The sequence below is a fragment of the Methanobrevibacter sp. genome (genome assembly GCA_022775905.1).
In the GTDB taxonomy this organism is placed as follows: domain Archaea; phylum Methanobacteriota; class Methanobacteria; order Methanobacteriales; family Methanobacteriaceae; genus Methanocatella.
Genome location: JALFJX010000011.1, coordinates 1 through 23,050, shown reverse-complemented (window position 1 = coordinate 23,050; position 23,050 = coordinate 1). Strand labels below are relative to the sequence as shown.

The 23,050-nt window shown below is 31.9% G+C and carries 27 protein-coding genes; 9 read left to right on the top strand and 18 right to left on the bottom strand.

The features are described from left to right. From MR875_03980 to MR875_03960, 5 genes are all read right to left on the bottom strand, one after another. A partial coding sequence (locus tag MR875_03980; protein ID MCI6994002.1) for a hypothetical protein occupies positions 1–534 on the bottom strand: 534 nt, incomplete at its 3' end. 5 nt (positions 535–539) lie between these two features. Continuing rightward, positions 540–1,934 carry a hypothetical protein gene (locus MR875_03975; GenBank protein ID MCI6994001.1) on the bottom strand — a complete coding sequence of 465 codons (1,395 nt, stop codon included), beginning with the start codon at positions 1,932–1,934 and terminating at the stop codon, positions 540–542. 54 nt (positions 1,935–1,988) lie between these two features. Beyond that, complete coding sequence (locus MR875_03970) at positions 1,989–2,477, bottom strand: hypothetical protein (GenBank protein ID MCI6994000.1); 489 nt, start codon at positions 2,475–2,477, stop codon at positions 1,989–1,991. Further along, positions 2,478–3,362 (bottom strand): DUF3100 domain-containing protein, encoded by an 885-nt coding sequence (locus tag MR875_03965; protein MCI6993999.1) that lies wholly within the window; start codon positions 3,360–3,362, stop codon positions 2,478–2,480. 212 nt (positions 3,363–3,574) lie between these two features. Continuing rightward, on the bottom strand, positions 3,575–4,843 hold the full coding sequence (locus MR875_03960) for a tRNA(Ile)(2)-agmatinylcytidine synthase (GenBank protein MCI6993998.1): 1,269 nt from the start codon (positions 4,841–4,843) through the stop codon (positions 3,575–3,577). 60 nt (positions 4,844–4,903) lie between these two features. Between MR875_03960 and MR875_03955 the strand changes: the two genes are divergently transcribed. Continuing rightward, entirely contained in the window at positions 4,904–5,836 is a 933-nt protein-coding gene (locus tag MR875_03955; GenBank protein MCI6993997.1) for a transcriptional regulator, read from the top strand. 9 nt (positions 5,837–5,845) lie between these two features. Beyond that, complete coding sequence (locus MR875_03950; GenBank protein MCI6993996.1) at positions 5,846–6,232, top strand: hypothetical protein; 387 nt, start codon at positions 5,846–5,848, stop codon at positions 6,230–6,232. Here the strand turns inward: MR875_03950 and MR875_03945 are convergent. Next, positions 6,229–7,023 (bottom strand): hypothetical protein, encoded by a 795-nt coding sequence (locus tag MR875_03945; protein ID MCI6993995.1) that lies wholly within the window; start codon positions 7,021–7,023, stop codon positions 6,229–6,231. The genes MR875_03950 and MR875_03945 overlap by 4 nt on opposite strands. Before the next feature lie 8 nt (positions 7,024–7,031). Beyond that, positions 7,032–7,370 carry a heavy metal-binding domain-containing protein gene (locus tag MR875_03940; GenBank protein MCI6993994.1) on the bottom strand — a complete coding sequence of 113 codons (339 nt, stop codon included), beginning with the start codon at positions 7,368–7,370 and terminating at the stop codon, positions 7,032–7,034. 186 nt (positions 7,371–7,556) lie between these two features. Here MR875_03940 and serA point away from each other — a divergent pair, with 186 nt between their 5' ends. Then, a complete protein-coding gene (gene serA, locus MR875_03935; GenBank protein MCI6993993.1) occupies positions 7,557–9,131 on the top strand; it encodes a phosphoglycerate dehydrogenase in 1,575 nt (524 codons plus the stop codon). Positions 9,132–9,221: 90 nt separating this feature from the next. On the opposite strand, the gene MR875_03930 is transcribed toward serA, so the two are convergent. Continuing rightward, positions 9,222–9,812, bottom strand: coding sequence for a hypothetical protein (locus MR875_03930; protein MCI6993992.1), 591 nt, complete (start codon positions 9,810–9,812; stop codon positions 9,222–9,224). Between the two features lie 441 nt (positions 9,813–10,253). On the opposite strand from MR875_03930, the gene MR875_03925 reads away from it, so the two are divergent. Next, entirely contained in the window at positions 10,254–10,406 is a 153-nt protein-coding gene (locus MR875_03925) for a hypothetical protein (protein ID MCI6993991.1), read from the top strand. A gap of 2 nt (positions 10,407–10,408) precedes the next feature. Here MR875_03925 and MR875_03920 read toward each other — a convergent pair whose 3' ends face one another. Genes MR875_03920 through MR875_03905 form a run of 4 tightly spaced genes read right to left on the bottom strand, consistent with a single transcriptional unit; the run spans position 10,409 to position 13,025 of the window. Continuing rightward, positions 10,409–11,089 carry a Mov34/MPN/PAD-1 family protein gene (locus MR875_03920; GenBank protein MCI6993990.1) on the bottom strand — a complete coding sequence of 227 codons (681 nt, stop codon included), beginning with the start codon at positions 11,087–11,089 and terminating at the stop codon, positions 10,409–10,411. Then, a complete protein-coding gene (locus MR875_03915) occupies positions 11,086–11,808 on the bottom strand; it encodes a guanylyltransferase (protein MCI6993989.1) in 723 nt (240 codons plus the stop codon). Before MR875_03915 ends, MR875_03920 begins: the two co-directional genes overlap by 4 nt. Further along, complete coding sequence (locus tag MR875_03910; GenBank protein MCI6993988.1) at positions 11,808–12,572, bottom strand: aspartate dehydrogenase; 765 nt, start codon at positions 12,570–12,572, stop codon at positions 11,808–11,810. The genes MR875_03915 and MR875_03910 overlap by 1 nt, the downstream gene beginning before the upstream one ends. A 51-nt stretch (positions 12,573–12,623) precedes the next feature. Then, a complete protein-coding gene (locus MR875_03905) occupies positions 12,624–13,025 on the bottom strand; it encodes a PRC-barrel domain-containing protein (protein MCI6993987.1) in 402 nt (133 codons plus the stop codon). Between the two features lie 159 nt (positions 13,026–13,184). Between MR875_03905 and MR875_03900 the strand changes: the two genes are divergently transcribed. Next, positions 13,185–13,904: a tRNA-binding protein gene (locus MR875_03900; GenBank protein MCI6993986.1), complete on the top strand. Its 720-nt coding sequence runs from the start codon at positions 13,185–13,187 to the stop codon at positions 13,902–13,904. A 23-nt stretch (positions 13,905–13,927) separates the two neighbouring features. On the opposite strand, the gene MR875_03895 is transcribed toward MR875_03900, so the two are convergent. Then, on the bottom strand, positions 13,928–15,340 hold the full coding sequence (locus MR875_03895; protein ID MCI6993985.1) for a lactaldehyde dehydrogenase: 1,413 nt from the start codon (positions 15,338–15,340) through the stop codon (positions 13,928–13,930). Between the two features lie 134 nt (positions 15,341–15,474). Between MR875_03895 and MR875_03890 the strand changes: the two genes are divergently transcribed. Together MR875_03890 and MR875_03885 are read left to right on the top strand one after the other, a co-directional pair. Next, a complete protein-coding gene (locus MR875_03890) occupies positions 15,475–16,056 on the top strand; it encodes a TMEM175 family protein (protein MCI6993984.1) in 582 nt (193 codons plus the stop codon). Further along, on the top strand, positions 16,046–16,618 hold the full coding sequence (locus MR875_03885; protein MCI6993983.1) for a TMEM175 family protein: 573 nt from the start codon (positions 16,046–16,048) through the stop codon (positions 16,616–16,618). Before MR875_03890 ends, MR875_03885 begins: the two co-directional genes overlap by 11 nt. 205 nt (positions 16,619–16,823) lie before the next feature. Here the strand turns inward: MR875_03885 and MR875_03880 are convergent, their stop codons facing one another. From MR875_03880 to MR875_03860, 5 genes are all read right to left on the bottom strand, one after another. Further along, positions 16,824–17,531: a DUF4013 domain-containing protein gene (locus MR875_03880; protein ID MCI6993982.1), complete on the bottom strand. Its 708-nt coding sequence runs from the start codon at positions 17,529–17,531 to the stop codon at positions 16,824–16,826. Positions 17,532–17,562: 31 nt separating this feature from the next. Then, positions 17,563–18,504 (bottom strand): bile acid:sodium symporter family protein, encoded by a 942-nt coding sequence (locus tag MR875_03875; GenBank protein MCI6993981.1) that lies wholly within the window; start codon positions 18,502–18,504, stop codon positions 17,563–17,565. A 43-nt stretch (positions 18,505–18,547) separates the two neighbouring features. Beyond that, a complete protein-coding gene (locus tag MR875_03870) occupies positions 18,548–18,730 on the bottom strand; it encodes a class III signal peptide-containing protein (protein ID MCI6993980.1) in 183 nt (60 codons plus the stop codon). Next, positions 18,730–19,656, bottom strand: a complete 927-nt coding sequence (locus MR875_03865; GenBank protein MCI6993979.1) for a type II secretion system F family protein — start codon at positions 19,654–19,656, stop codon at positions 18,730–18,732. Before MR875_03865 ends, MR875_03870 begins: the two co-directional genes overlap by 1 nt. Before the next feature lie 204 nt (positions 19,657–19,860). Next, positions 19,861–20,244 carry an Ig-like domain repeat protein gene (locus MR875_03860; GenBank protein ID MCI6993978.1) on the bottom strand — a complete coding sequence of 128 codons (384 nt, stop codon included), beginning with the start codon at positions 20,242–20,244 and terminating at the stop codon, positions 19,861–19,863. 160 nt (positions 20,245–20,404) lie between these two features. On the opposite strand from MR875_03860, the gene MR875_03855 reads away from it, so the two are divergent. Both MR875_03855 and MR875_03850 read left to right on the top strand, forming a co-directional pair. Beyond that, complete coding sequence (locus MR875_03855) at positions 20,405–21,706, top strand: hypothetical protein (GenBank protein ID MCI6993977.1); 1,302 nt, start codon at positions 20,405–20,407, stop codon at positions 21,704–21,706. 60 nt (positions 21,707–21,766) lie between these two features. Further along, positions 21,767–22,747, top strand: coding sequence for a hypothetical protein (locus MR875_03850; protein ID MCI6993976.1), 981 nt, complete (start codon positions 21,767–21,769; stop codon positions 22,745–22,747). Positions 22,748–23,050 lie beyond the last annotated feature (303 nt).

Here is a 23,050-nt window from a genome sequence, read left to right as displayed (position 1 = left end):
AAATGCTCTTCCTAAATGCCTTAAACATTTTAATGGAGAGTTTTCATACACTGGAGAATATTCAATATCAAATTCTTCAGCTTTTTCATCACTTACTCTCATACTTGAAGGATAATAATTGATATGATATCTTCTTGATATGTAGTTTTTAATCTCATGATATTCGTTTAAAGTAAATATAGGTAAAGATAAAGCTTTAAACTCATCAGTAAGTTTATTATTAGTTCTATCTTTTGTTGAACGTGTAGTATTAGCATAAGCACATTTCTTCATAGGGTCTTGCATATCATTACTGGATATTAGATTATGAGATTCATCTATAATTGCTGGAAGCATACTATCTTCTAATCGACTTCCAAATACTGAAGTAGTAGATACTGCTTTTTCCCTATCGAATGGGGTTGAATAAAACCATGAAAAATTAAGGCAACTCCCAGTTTTGTTTGTTTTAGGCGCACCAGTAAATATTAAAGCATATAATCCTTTACTTTTCCCTATTTCTTTAATACACCAACTGAATGGGCTCCATAACATAAAGCTCACCATTTTGGCAATCCATGACCAACAAGAACATCCTTGTTTTCTATATATTTGGTCAATTCAATCCGTTCCTCTTTTGCAAGCTTTGAATTCATATTAACGCTAGTCATCAAGTATGGTGCAAGGCCATTGAACTCCCTTTGCTCATCTGTATATCCTTTAGGATTTACCAAAATATCTCCTGAAAATATTATATCATCCAAAGTGATTACAACCTCACCTGTGGAATGCCCACCATTACCATTGTAGAGTTTGAATGTTAATCCTTCAATTTCAACCTCACCAATCAAGTCCAGAAGTCCTGTTTTTCCATTATCAATCACTTCCAGCTGTTCCATTTTAGGTGGAATATAACTTGACAGTATCTTGCTCATTTTAACGTAAGGTTCATGATTTTGATATTGTTCCCTGAAATTGAGTTTTCCTTCATTTTCAAATTTAAAGTTATCATATGCATCCTTGGAAACATATACCTTTTCAAAAAGTTCCATCATACCACAATGGTCAATGTCGGGATGAGTAATGATTGAATACATTTTATACTCCTCAAAACCTGGAATCAGTACATCAATAAGACTTTTCATCTCATTAAGGTATGTTCTAAAACCTGAATCTATGAATATTAATGTTTCATTCTTTTTAATAATGTAAACATTTGACCCACATGGAGGCTCTATTGAATAGATCATATAATCCCCATAGTCCTTAGAACCAATTCTTGGTTTGAAATTGAAACCACGATACTCACTTATCAAACCTCCAAAACGAGCAATGTAATTGAAGGTCTTATGAGGATTTTCATCCTTTTCATCAAGCAATTGCATCAATAAATTAGAATTTTCAATTAAATCATATACACTATCCTTATCAAGGTCCAATTTTGAAGCCAATTCATCTGCAAATGAAATATAAAATACAGTATTATCCAAATTCTTTTCAGTCTTATCATAATTTATGATTCTGACAGTGCAGAGACGAGTTGCTTCTTTTAGGAATTCATCAACTTTATCAGGATTATCTATAAATAATGCCATCTTAAAATCCTGATATTCAGTGTTGTTTTCCTGTGAACTAATATAAGAAATATTAAAGTTAAATTCACTTATCAATTCCAGAATAGGAACTAAAGAATTAGGTTCATCCAATAATTTGAATTCCATTAACATGACATTTGAGTTATCCTGTTTAAACAGAATATCATCATTTTTCAAAAGTTCATATGCTTCATTAATCTTAGATTCTTCCCCATCAACATCAATAAACAGAATATTTGTATCAATGGAATTATTATAGCTTACACGAGTAATGTTTAGACCTAAGTTTGATATAATTTTGGTTGGTTTTAAAAATGAACCCGGCTCGTCAGGAATGCTTGTAATGAATGTCTTTTTCATAAAATCACATTAAAAAAAATAAAAATTAAAAAAAATAAACTCCAGATTAGAGTTTTATATTTGAACACCAGTTAAAACTAAAATGATGTGTGCCACAATTGCAGAACCCAAATATGTGGAGGCAATAACAAGTATGGTAATAATAACTGCTTTTGGACCTAATGCCTTGAATTCATCCCAGCTTTTACCCATTCCAATACCCACATATGCCAAGAACACTGTAACAATGGAAATTAATTCAACTTGAGATACATAGTAGAGTAAAGCCTCTGAAGTTGGCATACCAGGAAATGCTAGAACAATACCAATTATACTGATATAAATAATTGAAGAAATGTTTAAAGGCAAATATCTCTCCATCCAAACACCAACAAGGGTGATTATGCTTAGAATAGCCATACCAATTAAAGAATCAACAATAGGATGATTGTAACCTATATAATTTCCAACAACAACAATGATTGAAAATATGGTTAAAAGTAAAATCCAATTCAAGATACCATGAACTGAAACATTTTCAGATCCATCAATAATATCAACCATCTATTCATCCTCCTCTTTTACAATAGCTTCTCTTCCAATCCTAGGTTCTAAAATTGAATATAATTTTTCTGTTAAAGGAATAGCAATAAATATTACAATATAAATACCAACTGAGAATGAAAGCAAATTACTGAATCCTGCAAATGCCTCAATTTGAGTTGCCAATTGAGGAAATGCTGCAATAGTTGGAGCCAATGATGCTGCATTCATACTTGCACTACCAACTCCACTAGCCATAGCAAATGCATATGGATGTAACGGAAGTATTGAAACACAGATACTGGTTAGGAAACTAATAAATACTGTTCCGATAATTGTCCCTACAATGAACAATGCAAAAATTCCCCTTGATTCTGGTGAATTGAAACCATATTTATCAACAACAACTGCAACTTCAGGTTCACGACCGATAGATGAAGTCATACCTATTGTTTCACGCTTAAATCCTAATAATAACGCAATAGGAAGAGCGATGAAAATTGTAGCTAAATGCCCTAATTCTTGTAATATCAAAGCAGGCCCCATTTCAAAAATCAAATGGATAGATTGACCACTGGAAACAGCCAATTTTGCAATCAATACACCAATAAATAGCATCATTGCACCTTCAGCAACTCTAGATTGCTTTCTTTGAATCCAAGTAATTGGTTTTGCCAAATAAAAAATTAAACCTAACACCATTGTATATAACAAAGGCATTACTGAAACTTCGACTCCTTTAGCCAATGGAATCTTAATCGGCCCAATAAAGTTAGCAATTATAACTAAAACAAGTACACTAACATGCAATCCATAGTCCTTCCATGGATTCTTTTTCAAAATACGTTTATCAGTTTTGTCACGATAAATGTGTTGAATGTCTGTCTTGTCTCTATCTTTTTTCATTATTTTGGCCAACTCCTTATAAGAAAAATAGGATATTTGATTAAATTATATTCTAAAAATTATCATATATAAATTGATAGGAAAGAGTTCTTAAAAGTTCCAATAAATGGAATAAAAATAGTTAAAATCAAGTAATAATTTCACAAAAAGTGAACACATTAAAATAGATTAAAATTATTTATATTCAACATAACTAATTAAATAAACAATTTTTAATGCAAAGACATTCTACAAAGTGGTTTTGATAGATGTCTTCTTGCAGAAACAGGTGTTTCGTAAAACTGAGCATTTTTTAAAAAACGAGTTACCTTAATAGGAACTTTTTTATTTGATGAAATTTTATTTCCGCATTTTTTGCATTTAAATCCCTTGTTTTTACCAGCAGAAGTCATTCTTTTACCACATTCACAAATTGGATTTTTATATTCAATATCATTTAATTTAATGACTTGAAACTTCTCAATATTGAATGTATTATGTTCTCCAATTCCACCATAAATTTTTATAATATCTCCAGGACACAAATGTGAAACTACTTTTCTAAAGTTCTTTGTTGGTTCGTATGCACCGCATTCAATCTCACCAGACTCATCAAAGATGTAAAAGAACATGTGACCACCATCAATGACAGTAGGTTTATTTTTAACTTTTCCAGTGACACAATAACAACCAAATTGTTTCATGGATGAAATATCTGATGCATTTTGAATATGCATGTCAGTATGTTGGTTTGTTTTGAAAATACACCAATCCACAATCGGTTCTGAAACTTGAACAATATCTTTTGCTTTTTTAAGGGATTCCACAGTATTTGACCTGATACCATATAATACAGGGCAGGGAGTTTTAGGTTCAATTGCAATGTAATCTTCAGAATAATCAATATTTTCAAAAGTGTCCGGAAATGTTTCCTTATCCATCCTATAAACAGATTCATAGTCAATCTGTCTTTTAGTTCCATAATTCTCAGCAGCCCTGTAAGCCAATAGCTCAAAAGTGAAATCAGATAACGGTAGACTGATTGATGCAATGGATCCAATAATACCCCTTCCTTTTTTGAACTTATGGATTTCACATCCGACAGACTTTCCAAACTCTTCAGCCTCATCAATTGTAATGAATTCATAAATTGCTCTGAATGCATAATCTTCCATTTCTTTTGTTATTTCCCCATCGTAGAAGATTACACCAGGATTGGTATTATCACAGTCAAACATGGACAACTTTTCGACTTCTTCCAAAACAATCTTTTTAGCCAGTTCAACATTGTCATCATTTGGAATTTTCAAACCGACCCCACCATTTCCACGAGTTTTGAAACGAGCGAAAGGATTTAACCTTATTAATCTCGGATAATCAACCAGTTTAATTCCATTATCTTCAAATTTATTGATAATCTGACTTGCCAAGTATGTAGTACACATCCCATCAGGAGAGTCTGTGTCATCTATTCCAATATGTAAAATGTTAATTATAATCACCCTTAAATATACAAATATATTAGAGTTAAAACAATATATAGTTTAAATAGAGGAATCACTATGTTAACTCGAGGCAACTTGTTACAACAAACTGAAAAATTATTAAAATCTCAAGGTTTTAAAACCTCAGACATCTATGAACAGGGTTCATTTGATCTTGTAGCAAGAAAAAACTTGTTAATTTTACTTCTAAAAACATTTTTAAATATTGACAGTATAAACGAACAGAATGCTCATGAAATGAAGCAGTTAGCAAACATCTTTCTTGCTTCCCCAATAATCATTGGAGAAAAATCAAGAAACAGAATTCTTGAAGAAGGCGTAATCTATGAGAGATACGACATTCCAACAATTGGATTCGATACTTTCAAGAATATGATTCTATACAATGAATATCCTGAAATATTGGCTGACCGTGGAGGTTATTTTGTTAAAATTGACGGTAATGTAATAAAACAATACCGTGAAGAATATTCCATGTCCCTTAAGGATTTGGCAAGTCTTGCACATGTATCCCGTGCAACAATGTACAAATATGAAAATGGAATCGTTCGTGCGAATACTGAAACCGCAATGATTTTAGAAGAGATATTGAATACAAAGGTTACTCTCGACATCGATTTGTTGAAACAGCCTCAACAAGAAAATATTGAATTTAGTGATGACGTTAATGACTTATCCAAGTTAGGTTATGGTGTTTTGTCAACCAATAAAAGTCCATTCGATGCTGTTGCAAAAATAAAAACTTCAGACAAACATTCTCCTTTAATGGCAAATGTTGAAAAAAACAGAAGCGAAAAAACATTGAAAAGAATGGCAATTCCTCTAAAAGATTTGTCCATGGTTACAACATCAGAACCAGTTTTTATAATAAATAACGATAAAATTAAAGAATCTATTGGTACTGTCCCAGTTATCAAATCTTGGGAATTGAAAGAGTTTGAAAATCCAAAAGATTTGCTTAAAATGATTAGAGAAAGAAAAGAAAGTTAAAGTGATTACATGGAAAATTTAAACATCAGTAATATGGAAAATCATCCAATCAAATGGGTTTGTAACTTTAAAGGACAAAAGGCTATTGGAATCTGCGGAAAAACCCAAAAAATAGCTATGTTTGCATCAGACGACAGAGTTTCAAAAATATTAGATGACATCGTAATTGGAACCGATGAAGAACAAGAAGGATACGGTTGTGAAGAAAAAACAAGATGCTGTAATTTTGATTGCGACCTTTGTGAAATTTCACCAAGACAATACTTACAAATTACAGGTAAAAAACCATCCAATAAAAATATAAAAGATTTAATTAACGGTTTAGCTGACTTGAACAAATCTCTTGAAGAAGAAAACCTTGTTCCATTTGAAGAATATGAAGTTGTTAACTTCTAATATTCTTTTAGAAGTTCAAAGTCTTCACGAGCTTCCTCAACTTTAGCCACACCAACTGCAATTAAATCAATATAATCTATACTTTTATAGAATTCAAATGCTTCTTTAGGTTTTAAAACACCGCATGCAAAAATCCTGGAAGCAATTACTTTTTTATTTAAGCTAGTTAATTTTTGTTTGAATTCCTCTCTTTGAGCTGAATTGAATGCTGTTATGTCCATCATGTATGAAATTGCATTGAATGGAACCATATAAAAGTCAAACAAGTCCATATCCAAGTTTTCAGGAATCAATGTTGTTGTTCTGAGAGGAAATGAAGTAACTAATCCTGAAAGAGATCCTGCATCATTGATTCTGGATAAAATCTTTGAGGTCAATTTCCAGTCATAAGCATCAACAATAAATTCATCAACCAACATGACCGGACAGTCATAGGTGCTGAATAACTCAATATCCTCCTCCCAATCAGCTTCTTTTGCAATTTCATAATTAGGATTTAGATAATCAATATCAGTTTTACCTATGGTAGCTATTATCTTCATTTTGCAACCTTGCTCACATGCAAGATCATATGCTTTAAGCAATTGAGGGTCGTTGAATATATTAATAGCTCGAACTCCCTGATTATATGATTCCACAATAACATCAGCAATAGCTTGAGGATTGTCGTACAAATCTCTTTCATACAACATGGAGCGATGCCCCAAGAACGGTTCAGCAACAAATGCTGAGTATCCGAGAATTGTCTCAGGAATAGTTTTTTCCTTATAATTTAATTCTTCAAAAAACATTGATAACACTATTCTTTTTCGATTACAACAGCAGTTCCATAAGTCAATACTTCTTGCATGTTTTGAGAAATACTATCTGAGTCCATTCTGACTGTAACAATAGCATTTGCACCTAGTTCTTTTGCATGATCAATGCATCTGTTAATTGATTCATCCCTTGAATCTTCCATCATTTTAACATATTGTTTGATTTCTCCACCTAAAATGCTTTTAAGACCTGCACCTATGTCTCCACCGATACCTCTTGCACGTACGGTTAAACCATAAACAAATCCTTTAACTTCAACAATTTTATATCCTGCAACATGGTCTGCACTAGTTATTGGAAATTCATCAAAACTTACCATTTTATCACCTAATTGATAGTTAATCTTAAATATTATATAATTTTTTATGACAGAAAAAATATTTATTTTCAATGCTACTGCAATATCTGCCAAATTTTATTAAAATTGAAACCTTTTAAATAAGATAAACAATATAATTATAACTAATATTTATTATTAAATATTCATTTAAATTATGGTGAAAAAATGAAAGTACTTATCGCTGATGCTATTAACGAAAAGGGTATTGAAAACTTAAAAGAAGTAGCTGATGTTGTTGTTGACACCAGCATCACTCCTGAAGAGTTAGCTAATACCATCCATGAATACAACGGAATCGTTGTAAGAAGTCGTACAAAATTAACTGCTGACATTATTGAAAAAGCAGACAACTTACAAATTATTGCAAGAGCAGGTGTTGGAGTAGACAACATCGACCTAAATGCTGCAACTGAAAAAGGTATTATGGTTGTAAACTCACCAGAATCCACCTCAGTTACTGTAGCTGAACACACTATGGGATTAATTTTAAGTATGGCTCGTAAAATTTCCATTGCAGACAAATCTGTCAAAGAAGGCAAATGGGAAAAGAAAAAATTCATGGGTGTAGAACTCAGAAACAAAACCCTTGGTGTAATTGGAATGGGAAGAATCGGATCCCAAGTTGTAAACAGATGTAAAGCATTTGGAATGGATGCAATGGCTTACGACCCATACTTACCTGAAGAAGTTGCAAAACAAATGGGCGTAGATTTAACTGATTTAGACACAGTTCTTAAAAATGCAGACTTTATTACAATCCACGTACCTCTTACCCCTGAAACCAAACACTCAATTTCTACCGAGCAATTTGAAATAATGAAAGATACTGCTTTCATCGTAAACTGTGCTCGTGGTGGAATTATTGATGAAGAAGCATTATACGATGCATTAGTTAATGATAAAATTGGTGGAGCAGCTCTCGATGTATACGAAGAAGAACCACCAGCAGAAGATTCAAAATTATTCGAGTTAGACAACATCGTTTTAACTCCTCACATTGCAGCTTCAACCAAAGAAGCTCAAAGAGATGCAGCTATTATTGTAGCTGATGAAATTATTGACCTTGCAAAAGGAAACACCCCTAAAAACGTGTTAAACTTACCACGTATCAACAAGGAAACCTACAAAGAGTTAGCACCATACATGGAATTATGTGAAAAATTAGGTAGTTTCGTTGCACAAGGACTTAACAGCAAACTCCAAGAACTTGAAATTATCTACAGTGGAGAAATCTCTGAAATTGACAATCTTGAAATCTTATCAAGAACTGTTATCCAAGGTGCTGTAAACCCATTCTTAAGTTCCCCAGTAAACGCAGTTAACGCTGCATTAGTTGCAAAAGACAGAGGAATCAGCATTACTGAAGGCAGGAAAAATAACTCCAGAGGATACGAATCCTTAATCAAAGTTATTGCTAAAAGTGAAGATGAAACTTTCACTGCTGAAGGAACTCAATTACACGAATCCAGAATCTTAAAAGTAAACGATTACTGGGTTGACGTAATTCCTAAAGGACACATGTTCATTGCTAAATATGAAGATGTTCCTGGAAGTATTGGTAAAATCGGTACCAAATTAGGTGAACACAACGTGAACATTGGAATTATGCAAGTTGGAAGAGATGAAAAAGGCGGAAGAGCTATCATGGTTCTAACTTTAGACAAAGAAGTTCCAAAAGACGTAATCAAAGAAATCCAAGCTTTAGATAATGTATATGAAGCTACTGGAATTGAATTATAAAGAACAATTTTCACCATGATTGTTTTTTATTTTTTTACTTTTTTTATTAACCCATCCTATTTTTAACTAAAAAAAAGAAGAATAATGAGTTTAATTCTCATAATATTTTAAAATTTTATCCAATTTGTTTTCAAGACTCTCATTTTGATCTTCAAGCTTATCGATTTTTTCTTCAAGACCATTATTTTGCTTTTCAAGAAGTTCAATCTTATTTTCAAATTGTTTATTATTTCTGGAAAAGTATCTAGATAAAATGGCTGCAGTCAAAGTAGCAGTACCTACACCAGATAATATATATCCTCCCCATACAAGAATCAAACTGTCTACTTTACCAATACGAGTTACACCTAGAATTGTATAACCATTACTTGTAAATGCATTGGAAATCATAACAACAGCATCAATGACAGATACGCCCTCTGAATAGATTGTAATAAATAGACTTATAAACAGAAGCGCAAACAACAGCAAAATTGTTAAACCGAGATTGTTATTTTTAGTATATTCGAAAAACCTCTTAAAGAAGTAAACACAATATAAATAAGCAATGATATGCAAGAATAAAGTAGTCCAAGCTGTATAATACTCACCAAGTAATAAGAAAATTATTGAATTGAAAGGGAATAAACAAAAAGCAAGTAAAATATTCTTTTTTGAATCCTTTTCATATATGATATACATAACCCTAAAGAAATTATCATATCTAAATAAGACGGAATAGGATCAGTGCTGAAAATTGTATCATACAAAAATATAACATTGATTAAAAATAGGGCTGCTAAAATTAGATATCCAACTTGATAAAGGGAGTGAATCTCATCTTTTGGTAAATACTCATAAATATTTAAGAACCTGGTATTTGGAGTGTCAAAAGACATTCATTTAACATAGCGAATCACTAATAACCAAAATATAACTACAAATACAAAAATCAAATTTACAGTTATAAGTGAAGGATCAAAATCTTCCATAAGCAGGGAAACTATTTCATTTATAAATTATATATGTGAAAAAAAGAATATAAAAAATTTATTATTTAATCATAATACTTCAAATAGATTAAACAATGCACCAACCATATATAAATTATTCAATAAATATTATGACAGATAAGGTGATAATGTGTTAGGATTTGGATGGGTAGGAATTTCAATAGCATTAATTGTTTCAACGGCATTAGAAGAATTAGTTTTAAAAAAGACAACCGACAACAAAATTATAATCTATAGTGTAGGAATTGCAGTATTTTTAGGTTTAGACATTATTTTATATTAAATTCAATCCTTGAATTCCCTAAAAATCCTTTTTACACTGCCATCATTATTAAGTTCTATTTTTATTACAGAATTCTGTGCTTGATTGTTCAAACCGTTTCTTCTTTCGAATTCTTCATAATGATCAACTTTTTCTTCATCAAGATTTTTGAAAAATTCATCATCATCCTCATCAAAAAATCCCGGCTCAAATTCATCACTGTCAGTCAATACATCATCTTCATCAAAAAAATCATCAGGATTATCATCAACAAGATAACTATAATCTCCGACACTATAATCCATAGGCTCCCCATGCCTGTCATATGCCTTAAATGTTTCATATGAATAAGGTAAGCATACGATCATGTGGAAGTATCCATTTTTAGAAAAAGTCATTAAATCAGCATCAGATGGACTTGCACTTGGTCCTGGGTGTGAATGGACTGATCCATAATATTTGGTGTTCATTGGAACCATTTCATTGTGAACAACAGCACCGGTTTCACATGTCTCACCAGGAACAAATAACAAACTGGTAATGTATAACACATTATTTTTAATTTCACCATCAAAAAATGCTAGAAATTCATTTGGATATGCCTGTTTTGAGTAATAGATTACAGAGTTAAGAACTTCCCTGTCAACTCTAACTTCACTAAATTCATCATCATTGTTTCCGAATAATTTTGAAATGAAACTCATTTTAAAACACCTAATCTTTTAAAGAAGTCCTTGTTGAATTTTGGAAGATTCCAATCGGTACACACATAGCTTCTGTATGATACCTGTTCCCTATTTTCTTTTTTATTGAAACCAACCACTTTTTTATTCTTCCTATATATTCCAATTCCTCTTTTTTTGTAAGCATCAACATCGTTCAAATTAATACCATTCTCGAATAATAATTCATGTATATCACTTAACTTCTTACCATTTATTTTATCATTTGATTCAATATTTGAATACTTTGATTTGAGATAGAATATGCCATGAGAATTTACACAATTTCTCCAGGATTCATCCTGTCTCCATTTGAAATATTCAAGAATGTCATCATCTGAAATTGGAATGACACGTGCATCAAAAGCAGGAGGTTTTTTAAATTTTACATTGTAATTAATAACAAATGAACTGGCTGCAAAACTAGCCATTACAGAATCAATTTTTTCAATTCTGCCATTGAATGGAACATTATCCAATAATATGCTTATTTCATCTGAAAAAGCATAAACAAAAATAGGTGAAAATTCTTTAAACAAATCTTCACAAACATGAGAGAGAACTTTATAGAAATTCTCATCATAAGGCTTGGTTAAATTTAAATCGCGAGCTAACTGATGAAAACTTCTACCGTCCAAACGAACAATAATTTTAGAGTTTTTTGGAACTTTTAGTGAAGAATAAACTTCATATTCCTTCATTACATACCCACACTAATGGTTTCATTGAAACTTTTAAGTAATCTAATTGCTGAGAGTGCTGCCAACATACTTGTTTTAGGATTAGCTTCGCAAGGGAAATTCATTGTAGTGGTTTTGAATTCACCAAAGTCTCCTTTAGCTGTAATTTCATGAACATTTCTGTCAACTTTAGGATCAACAATGATTTTAACATCAATATCTCTTCCACATGCCATACTTATTGTTGCAGCCACATTAATGTTTAATGGGAACTGTTTAACTGCTTCTGAAGCTTTTCCTTCAAATAGCACTTCTTCAGTATCAATATCTTTTCCAAGGGACCTTGGAGATTTACGGGTTACAAGATTAATTTCTTTAAGACCGAATTTAGCCACTGCTTTAATTCCGTCAAGACCTACAACAGCACCTGACGGCAAGTGTATTTTAGCATTATTCTCTTTAGCTATTTTTAAGACTTCACCATAGAAATCCAAATCCATGAATGCACCAATACTCATGGTGATCATGTCAATTCCTCTTTTAAGAACAATTGGAGCATATTCCTTAACTGAAGCAGGAGAAGCACATTCCAATACCAAATCTACATTGTTTAGCATGTCATCAAAATCAAGTGCTGCAATACCGCCAGCCAAACTTGCTAAATTTTCTGCTCTTTCAACATCCTTATCGAAAAAATATGCAATTTCAATACCGTTGTTTTCAGGAGCGATACTGCCAGTAATAATATTAGCAATTGCTCCACAGCCTATAATACCGACTTTCATAAATAACACTCTTAAAAAAATTAATAAAAAAAATAAATAAATGAAAGATATCTATAATCTTTCAGCATCAAATTGGACTTGAGTTTCTTGTGGTTGAGTTTCAGGTTGTTTTGGAACTACAGCATCAGGAACTTGTGGTTCTGAGTTTATTTTTTTAATATCTCTAGGATTGATTAACATAATATCTCCGATAGCTTGTACTTTATCGAAGTCTACGGTTAATAAATCGTTTTGGAAAGATTTCATATCATTTTCTTCTGGAACTTCCCCACGAATACTTCCTAAAAATGAGTTAATAACACCAGCAGGTTTTCTTTCTTGTTCAATAGCTCTAACTTGTAATTTTGAAATAGTTCCTAATCTAATATTGAGAACAACATCTTCTACACGACCAACATAATGTCCAGTGTTGGTATAAATATCTAAACTGCGTAATTTTGAAACTTCTACCATGTTTACACCACAATAATCTTAAATAAATATGTATAAATTTATTTTATTGTTAATATAAATAGTTTTTTATTTTTAATTTAATTTAAAAGACTTTTAATTGTAAAAACATTTATTTAATTATAAATTTAAAGTATAATTTAGATTAAAAGGAGATTTCAAATGTGGGACACAACAAAAGATTATAGAATTTTAGTGGCAAGCAAAGCAAGAGAAAATTATCTCAATCTCATTCCAACAGCTGCTTTTAGAGGAAGCTGGAATAAAAAACAAGCTATTGACCTTGGAAAACAAATGAACAGTGATTTCCAATCATTAATGTACTCTTACCTTGAAGGAGATGAATTGGTAAATTCTCCTGATGTTGCATCATTAAAAGAAAAAGCAGAGCAAATCATTGAATACTTGGGAGGACCTGACTGGAACAAAAAGTTCCTAAGCAATGCTCCTAAAGAAGACAGGGAAAAAACACAGGAAAATATTGCAAAAGTAAGATTCTTCTTGGACACAATTATCGGTTTAAAAGACAGATTAGCTCTTGGACCAATCAACGATCCAATCATCGGTGTTGACATCAGAGTTGGAGAAGTGATGAGTGTTACAAAACACCCAAGAAACGACAAATTATTAATTTGTAACGTAAATCTTGGAAAACGTGCAATTACCGTTCTCACAAACGATTTAACCGTTAAAGATGACAACAAAGTTGGTGTCTCCTTACTCCCACCACAATCATTCAGTGATATCGTAAGTGAAGGAATGTTCCTTGGTATAGATGGAGTTATTGTTAAAGATGTTGAAGGAGAACTTGGCCAAATGCCAAAGATTCCACTCGAAGCGCTTAACGAAACACGTAACCTTGTTGAAAACTATTTAAAATAAGTATTTTTACTTATTTTCTTTTTTTATCTTAAATTCAAACCTATTAATTTTGTTTTAGTCATTTCATCGACTGCGTATTTTATTCCTTCTTTACCGATACCACTATTTTTGAATCCACCAAAAGGCATATTATCAGTTCTGAATGTAGATTGTTTATTGATGAATACCGTTCCGGCTTCAATTTCCTGAGCACACCTCATAGCAGAAGCATAATCCGCAGTGAATACACCTGCCTGAAGACCATATTCAGTATCATTTGCAACTTCAATAGCTTCATCAATATTTTTAACACGGATGATTGGTGCTACAGGACCGAATGTTTCATTTTCAACAAGATCCATATCCGGTGCGACATTATCTATTACAGTTGCTTCATAAAATGCACCATCACGATTTCCACCAGTCAGAATTTTTGCACCTTCCCTAACTGCATTATTGACTGTTTCTTCAACCTGTATTGCAGCTTTTTCAGATATTAATGTTCCAAGAGTTGTTTTAGAATCCATTGGATTTCCCATAACCAACTTTTGAGTCGCTTCGACTAACTTTTCTGCAAATTCATCTGCAATTTCATCTTCAACAATTACCCTTTTAACCCCCATGCAGACTTGACCTGCATTTAGGAATGCACCATTGATTATTCCTTTTACTGCTTTATCCAAATCAGCATCTTTCAAGATAACTGTAGGATCATTTCCACCAAGTTCCAAAGTAACTTTCTTCATTCCTGCCTTCTGTGAAATCATAAGACCAGTTGTTACGCTTCCTGTGAATGAAATCTTATTAACATCCGGTGAAATAACTAAGTGATCGCCAACTTCTGAACCATATCCTGGAATAACATTTACAACACCATCCGGAAATTCTTCATCCAACAAATCACAGAATTTCATGACTGTCAATGGAGCTTCTGTTGGTGGTTTTACGATTACTGTATTTTTACATGCTATTGCTGGTGCAATTTTATGAATTGTTAGATTTAATGGATAATTAAATGGAGTGATAGCTGCTACAACACCCAAAGGTTCTTTTTGTGTAAAAGCAAAAAATCCTTTTCCACCCATTCCCGCATCAAGAGGGACACTTTCACCATAAATTCTTTTTGCCTCTTCTGCTGAAAGCTTTAATGTTTCAATTGATCTATCAACTTCAAGCAATGATTCATTGATTGGTTTTCCAACTTCCAATGTTAAAGATTCTGCAAATTCCAGACGTTTTTCCTTTAATTTTTCAACAACATTAAATAATTTATTTGAAATTTTAAATGCAGACATCTCACGTAGACTGTCTTTAGCATTGTTTGCTGATTCAATTGCAAGTTCAGCATCCTGCCTGTGAGCAATTGGGATTGTATCAATTACTTTTCCATCATATGGATTAATCACATCTTCTACATCATCACTTGAAATGTGTTTTCCATTAATTAACATATCCATTTTATCACCTTGATTAATATTATATGAACTAATAATTTATATTTAAATAATTAGTGAAAAAATAATTTATAACAATACATTAAATTTGTCATTTATCCTATCATTTTTATATTAGAACTATTAAATATTCACCCATGGAAACTACAAGATTTGAAACATTTTTTGATGCGATTATAGCAATTATCATAACTGTTCTTGTTTTAAAAATTCCACAGCCAACAACACCAACCATTGGTGCCATTTTACAGTTAAATACCGTTTTTATTGCGTATTTAATAAGTTTTTTAACATTATATAATCTTTGGTATGCTAACCATAATCTCTTTCAAGTAATAGATACCATCGACAACTCTGTAGTTTGGCGTTACGGAGTTATGACATTTATCATTTCATTATTGCCTTATTTTACACTTTGGCTTGCTTATGACATCCATTCAGTTCCTGCAGAAACAATGTTTGGTTTGATATTCATATTAACCCATATATTCAATAGATTGGCTATGCAAGCAATTTACAAGAGCAACCCATACAACAAACAGTTAATCGAGTTGGATTTTAATTCCAATATCCAAAGCATTCCATTATGCGTATTGATTATTGGTTTTATCTTGACATACACAGTTTATACTCCAGGGATTTACATTTGTTGTTTGATTGCAGTTTTATTATGGGTTTTCTTCGATAGAATAATTAGGAGAGGTAATAATGGAAACTGAAAGATTTGAAGCATTGATTGATGCAATTTTAGCAATCATTATTACAATCATTGTTTTGGAACTACCTCTTGCAAACGTTGGCAGTTGGGAAGCACTTTATGAACTGAGATATGATTTTCTAATTTATGCAGTTAGTTTTATTGTGTGCTTTAACTTTTGGAATTTCAACAACAACATATTCCGCCTTGTAAACAAAGTCGACAACAAAGTCATATGGACAATGGGAATCACATTATTCGTATTTTCACTCCTCCCATATCTTACATTATTCGTTGGAGAACATTTCTACCTGTTCCTGCCCCAATTCCTGTATGGTTTATGCTTTATCATTACTGCAGTTCTTTCAATAATTATAGGAAACTTCCTTAAAGCAGCAGATCCGGGAAATATTGCATTGCATATTGCATTAAGTAAACATTATCCAATGTATGCAACTATAACCACAGTTTTAATTGGAATGATACTCGGATACATCTTTTATCCACCAATAATATTAGTGTGCTGTTTAATTTCAATTTTAGGCGTATGGTTCATACCAAGAATAATCTTCCATTTTAAGTAATGTATTTCAAGTGTAACTACTTGAAATATCTCATTTTTTTACATTTCTAATACTTAAAATTAAAAAATAAGGACAAATTATGAGTTACTATCAATTAAAATTATTACAATAAGAATATTAAAACTATTTAAATCATATTATATGTATTTAAAAAAGATAAATTTTTAATTCACAGCACCATATAATGTTAAATAAATTAAAATTATTAATTTAATCTTCCTTGAAGTGCAAACAATCTTAATGAAAATATAAGACTGATTGGAGCCAAGAGAAAGTTCATTATAAATTTAATTATAATCCAAATATCCCATGAAAACACATTAAACACAGACGAAAACAAAATTAACTGTGAAATAATACATGTAATAAATAAAAATAAAGTGCCAAGAAATCCTAATTTTCCATAAAGACCAAATATTCCTTTGATATTGAATCCATCCTTAATTTTACCAGATTTATGACCCATATATATTAAAGAAGAATTCATAACAAACAGGATTAATGCAAATATCAAGAGAGACGGAAGCAAAATTATGGAATCATGATAAATAACATAAATTCCTTCCACTACCATACCCAATATATAACTCACAATAGAATATCCAAGAGTTACTATAAATTCCTTCAAACCATGAGTTAACATTTCAGGAATATTTTCAATAGCAGGTGTCTTAGTTGACCCTTCAAGAGTTTCAACAATAATTTTTGAAGAATAACCTGCTTCAAAAAGCAAAAAGCATAGAAGAACAATAATACTTATAATAGACAATAATGGATCATTTGTATGGTACTCCTCCAAAGTACCTGCAATTGTTAAAATAATACCAATGATAACAATAGATACTTTATCTGATACTGCAAAATAAAATGCATCCTTAATATTTTCATAGAAAGTTCTTGTATGATCAATCATGTCATTAAATTGACATTCAAAGAATAAATAATTAATCTGAATATCTAGTCAGGAAATATGCAATTATTGAACCTGCAAAATTCTGCCAAACAGAATATAATGCACCGGGAACTGTAGCAGCAGTTAAACTTGGAAAATGTGTCTTTGCGAGACTTGTTGATAATCCGGAGTTCTGAAATGCTAGTTCAATAGCTATTGTAATAATGTGTTCCCGTTTCATACCAGCAATATAACCCATCAAACAGCCCAATCCCATTGCCATGAAATATTGAATTATGATAACTGCCATTATCAAAAGGGATGAAGTCAAGATTGCCTGTTTGTTTGCACCCATAATTCCTGCAACAATTAAACAAACCACAATTCCAGAAATTGCAGGCAAGTATCCCTTTAACTTTGCACAAAATTCTGGGAATTTGTAATTAAGTGCTAAACCCAAAACAATTGGAATTATTACAATTTGAACAATAGATATAAACATATCCACAGGATTGAACGTAATTTGATTTCCGATTAACACCAATGTTATCAATGGAGTTACAATCGGTGAAATCAAAGTGGAAATTGCTGTTAAAGATACAGATAGTGCAACATCCCCCCTTGCAAGAAATGTGATTACATCTGATGCAGTTCCACCAGGAACAGTACCGACCAAAATAATACCTACAGTCAAAGCCATGTCAAGTGAGAATATACTTGCAAGAGCGAATGCTAAAAATGGCATTATAATGTATTGTGCAGCGATTCCAAGAACAATTTCTCGAGGATTTTTAAATACATTTACAAAGTTGTCAACTTTAAGTGTTGTACCCATAGTAAACAATACAATACTCAATAATAAATTCAAAATATTGATATCCCCAATGTTTGCCAGAACCCAATTAAATGTGGGTGGATAAACAAGAGCAATACCAACAAAAAATAATAGCATTATGCAATAGTATTTTTCTATGAATTCAAAAATCCTTTTCATAGTATAATATATTGTTTAGCATGTTAAATAAATATGTCCCGGATTATTTAAAGTAATTTTTAAGTGTCTTTAACTGACTGTTGAATTCATTCACTTCCTTTGAGTTGATTTCACCTCCCAAATCATTCATGTAATTATTATACATGTAAATTACAAGCAATACAACAACAAATATTCCTCCAAACAACAGAATGAATTCTGCTGATGTCTGAGCACATTCATCCACTATAAACCCCCCATAAGCAATGTTGATCCAAATGTGGAAATTATATAAAATATTCCAAAAGAAGCCGCAACAAGAGGCATTGAAAATTTAATTCCACTTTTAATTTTTCCATACATGATAATACTAATGATAAAACCAACAAGAATTGAATGAATAATCAAATAGAGTTCCCCAACCATTGGAGCAGATAAAATAATTTCAGATTCCATTCCATAAGTCTGCATGAAATTGGAATATACACTAACCATCCCCATGGCAAAAGGCGTTGCGACAATAGCAGAAATAAGCAAGAACATCACAGACATCATAACAGTAGATTTTCTCTCACGCTTAAGTGCCATCAAATCTCGCAAGTCATTTGAAACATCAAAAAGTACTGTTGATATGCTTGATCCACTTTTTCTACCATCTAAAATAATTCCAAAAATCCTCTCAAGCTCTTTAGATTTCAGTCTTTTACCCATAGCATTCCATGACTCATCGAAATTTCGACCCATACGAATTTCAACAATCGATCTTCTGATTTCATCATAAAGTGGTCCCTTTGAGTAATGAGACATATCTTCCATTGCATTTTCAAAGCTCAACCCTACCTGCAGCATGCTTGACAGCTGTCTTAAGAAATCTGGTGCTGTACACTCAATTTCCTGCGCCCTCCTCTCCTGCATTACAATAACATAAGTGAAAAGTACAGGAACTATAAAAAATGGGAAAATTACCAGTGAAATTGGCAAATTAAAAAGTATTGACACAATTACTAGAAAAATTTCTGTTGATAGAATGAAAATTATAAACATAGCTAAAACTTTACTTGCACCTATTGAAATAGCCCCACTCAATAAAAATTCACTTAATTTAGATAAATACATTTCAGGAATGATATTGTCTAAAAATAAAGCTAAATCATCAATTATTTTAAGATTCATGAAATAAAATTAGATTTTTTAAAAATATAAAGTATCGGTTGTTTTTAAAATAAAAATTACAAAAGAATATCAATAATTAATTAAATAAAAATCTTAAAAAAAAAGAAGAAAATATTAGATATGTATCATGCATATCTAAATTAATTTAAGTTTTTTAGCAGTTGCTTCATCAACTTTACCAGTTACTTTCAATCCTTTAGCTTTTTAGAACTGTTTTACAGCTTTGACTGTGTATTTATGATAAATTCCATCAACTTTTAATGTACGAGATCCTTCTTTTATGTAGAATCCGAAACTTTTAAGTGCTTTTTGGATTTTTTTAACTGTAGTTGTAGCATTACTACCATAACTTACTGTTTTCCATACTTTTTTAACAACAACGTTAGAAGTTACAGAAGATTTCGCATATTTACTGTCTCCTGCAAAGGTTACTGTGAATTTATAAGTTTTTGCAGTAGTCAATTTGACATTGACAGTAGCAACACCTTTTGAATTAGTTTTAACCTTGTAGGTTTTACCATTAACTTTAAATGTTACATATTTACTTGCAATCGCTTTACCATCCTTATCCTTAAGAGTAGCTGTCAATTTTTTGGTTTATATAGTTGTTTTGTAGGTTACTGCTTTTGTAGTGATTTTAGTTGGTATTTTTGAAACTTTAAATGTTTTAGTTGTAACAGATGAATTATAATTACCATCACCAGCATAATTAACAATCACATCATAGCTTCCCACTAAAATGATTATTATGGGAATTACTGATTATATTAAAACCAGATTATTGAACAACCGTGTAGAGCAGTACAACACCAAGCGCAGCTATTGGGGTGAAGATGAAAGGCAACCTAGAACTGACGGAATCAACACTGGCTTGGACTTACCAGATGCACTTCCGCCGGTTATTAATAAAACAATAGCTAATGCTCGTTATGCTGTTAAACTTGACGGTTACACTTCAGGTATTTTAAAAAATAGGATTGATAAAGCTAATGTTAATATGGTTCTTGTTGATAAGGAAAATAAGTTATCTCAAGAGCAGAAACTAACTTTAATTTTGTGGGCCAGAAAAATTGACATCCGCCAAGTTGCTAAAGAAATATTGCAAGGTGGAATGGTTGATGGTGAAGGAATAATTAAACCTGTAGAGCGCTGGGATAAAAGCATTGGCAAATACATCAAACCAATCTTTTTAGAAATCAGTGCACACGGATATGGATTAAAGAAGGAATTCAATGACGATAATGAAGTACTGTTATATTTACATGAAATGCCTAAGGACGTAGTTAATGGGTCTCCTGAAGATTTTAATAATTTTGTAAGTGTTGGAGAAGGAACATTGACAGTAAAATACGAACCTGATCAAGTTATTAACTTCATGTATAATGAAATCTACTCGGAAGCTCAAAGCATCATCTTAAATTGTCTGGATGATATTACCATAAATGTAAACCTGGAAAGGAATCAGGTTGAGAGAATTAATAAGGATAATATTATTGAAGTGAAACCATCCATTGATGAAAACGGCCGTCCATATATAATGGAACTCTCTTCAACAGCAAAGAAAAACTTATATGCTGATTACGGCACTACTGCTGATAGTAATGTAGCTATTGTACCTCCAGGTATTGAATCTAAAATCTTAGGGGGTAACAACTATCAATCTGACTACACCAGACAGACTGAAATATTCAGAAACAATATCTTAAGGACTTTTGTAACTCCCCAGTCTCAGGCAGGTAATGAAAGATCCAATCAGAATGTTGCAGAATACATTAACGATTCAGCTATTACTGGGTTCATTGTTAATGTTGCAAATGACCAGAAATGGGTGTTAAAGTACTGTAATCAATTGTTGAAAATGCAATTGGAACTTATGGGCATTGATGAAACTTTAAATATCTATTTCAGTTATTCTAGAGATGATGTGGTAAGATATATCATGAAACTTTCAGCCAATGGTGATGAAATCTATAAAAATTATCTCACTAACTTTGAAGACGAACAGCCCGTCGGTGAGAGAATTTCGAGTGAGAACGGAAATGAAATATAATAAAAGTTTATATAAAATAAATAATAAAATATATAATAAATAATATAATAAAGTGATATGATGAAACATGAACTTTTTGAAGTTGGGCTATATGACTATTCGGATTTGGACAGTCGTCTCAACAAACCTGTTAAATGGACTAGTGATGATTTGAAGCTAATAGCTGAAAACTACCGTGGAGGAATTCCTTTGACCTCAGAGCACGATAATATCTATGTGGGTATTGGAAATAATATTGTGTTTGAAGAAGATAAGGGAAAACTATTCCTATACCTTCCGGATGAGTTAGATATGAAAGGTATAGGCCTATCTCCTAAAGTTGATGTTTTATTGAGAGATAATGGAGATTCATTTGGAATTGATACTATGAGTTTAATAGATGTTGGCGTAACCAAAAATCCAAGAAAGATAACCTTGTTGAATTCTGAAATAACTGGTGAAACTGGTAGTACTGGAGAAACCGGAGAAACTGGAAATCCTGAACCTGTTGCCCCACCTTCAGAACCACAAAACCAAGATGTAAATGTAGCAACAAATTTATTGCTTGAAAAATTGCAAGGAAAAGATGCTGAAATCGGAAAACTGCAGGATGAAATTAATAGCTTAAAGAAAGAATCTAAAAAATATGATAAGATTAAAAAGCCTATAGAAGAAAATAAGGAATTCATAGATAATAAAGATGATATCTTAAAAGAATTATCTGAATTGAGAAAATCTGAGAATAAAAGAAAGATTAAAGAGTACGAAGCCAAGTACAACTTTAACTATAATGAAAACGCACAGGATAAAGAAATAATCGATAAGCTACTCGCCGGTGATGTTGATATGGAGCTAATGGAAAAGCTGGCTGAGCGAAGAATAAAAATTGAAGCTACAAATGACATTTCAACTCCAGGCGGACGTAATCCTCAAAACTCTAAAGATATTAGTGAAACCGGATCCACTGGCAGCACTGGTGATAAGAATGCCCCTTCATTTACAACTCGTGAAGAATATAATAAGATTTTGAAAGATATGGGTTTTAACAGAACCAGAATATAGCTATGATGGTGTTTTATTGCTTTTTACCGGAGCTAATCTGATATGTAAGAAAATTCGTTATTCATATTGGGGGAAGTGTTATGTGTTTCACTTCTCCCAAAATATCTTGCATTGAAACCCTTAATGCCTAATTAAGGGGGTACAAGCCCCCCTTTAATTACCCACGAGTGCCAATGCAGGATAAATCAAGTTTACAAAACTTAACCCCGAACCGACCGATAAATGGTCGGTTCTTAAATTTGACAAATTCATCTACTTCAAAACCATAAACTCGGAACAGGGGGACAAGCCCCTGTTCCTCGA